General features: G+C 75.5%; 1 protein-coding gene. It reads left to right on the top strand.

Annotated elements, in window-relative coordinates; translation table 11 throughout:
* Positions 1 to 1,144: SDR family NAD(P)-dependent oxidoreductase (locus AB0L34_RS34160; protein ID WP_363709813.1), on the top strand; the 1,144-nt coding region annotated here is incomplete at both ends.

Genomic DNA, 1,144 nt, shown 5'->3' with positions numbered 1-1,144 from the left:
TCCGCGACCCGGAGCAGGTGGCGCAGCGGCATCCGGGTGTGGCCTATCGGGCGTTCGATCTGAACGAGGCCGGTGGGGTGCGGATCGGGCAGATGCTCGCCGAGCTGCTGGCCCTGTTCGAGCAGGGCGTGCTGCGGCCGTTGCCGGTGCGGGTGTGGGATGTGCGGCAGGCGCGGGCGGCGTTGCGGCACATCAGTCAGGCCCGCCACGTGGGCAAGGTCGTCCTCCAGGTTCCGGCGCCGGTGGACCCGGACGGCACCGTGCTGGTCACCGGAGCGTCGGGCACCCTCGCCGGGGTCGTGGCCCGGCACCTCGTCACCACCGGTCAGGCCCGCCGGCTGCTGCTGGCCTCGCGTCGCCTGCCCGCCGAAGGCAGCGACTACGCCGCGCTGGTCGCGGAGCTGACCGAGGCCGGCGCGACGGTCGACGCCGTCGCCGTGGACGTCAGCGACCCGCAGCAGGTGACGGACCTCGTCGCCGGGGCGCATTCGCTGACCGCCGTCGTGCACACCGCCGGGGTCATCGCCGACGCGACGATCACCTCGCTGGACGCCGAGGCCGTTGCCGCCGTGATGGGGCCGAAGGTCGACGGCGCGTGGGCGTTGCACGAGGCCACGGCCGGTCTGGATCTGTCGGCGTTCGTGGTGTTCTCGTCGATCGCGGCCACGCTGGGTTCGCCCGGGCAGGGCAACTACGCGGCGGCGAACGCGTTCCTGGACGCCCTGGCGTACCACCGTCGGGAGCGAGGCCTGCCGGCCAGCAGCATCGGCTGGGGCATGTGGGCCACGGCCGGCGGAATGGCCGGCGAACTCAGCGCCGACGACCGCCAGCGGCTGGGCCGGCTCGGCATGACGGGCCTGTCGGCGGCCGAGGGTGTTGCGCTGCTCGACGCCGCGTCCGCCGGTTCCGCGCCGGCGGTCGTGGCCGCCCGGCTGCGGATCACCGCCGACGCCGCCCAGGTCCCGCCGATCGTGCGGCTGCTCGCCCGGGCGGGCGGGCGCCGGCAGGCGAGGGCTGGGCAGGCCGGAGACGGGTCGTCCTGGTCGGAGCGGCTGGTCGGGCTGTCGCAGGACGACGCCCGTCGGCTGTTGGTGGACCTCGTGTGTGGGCAGGCGGCGGCGGTGCTGGGGCACGCGTCGGCGCA

This window comes from Micromonospora sp. NPDC052213 (genome assembly GCF_040679695.1).
Taxonomy (GTDB): domain Bacteria; phylum Actinomycetota; class Actinomycetes; order Mycobacteriales; family Micromonosporaceae; genus Micromonospora.
Note: the sequence above shows the minus strand (reverse complement) of the source record. Positions and strands in the feature narration are given on the sequence as shown.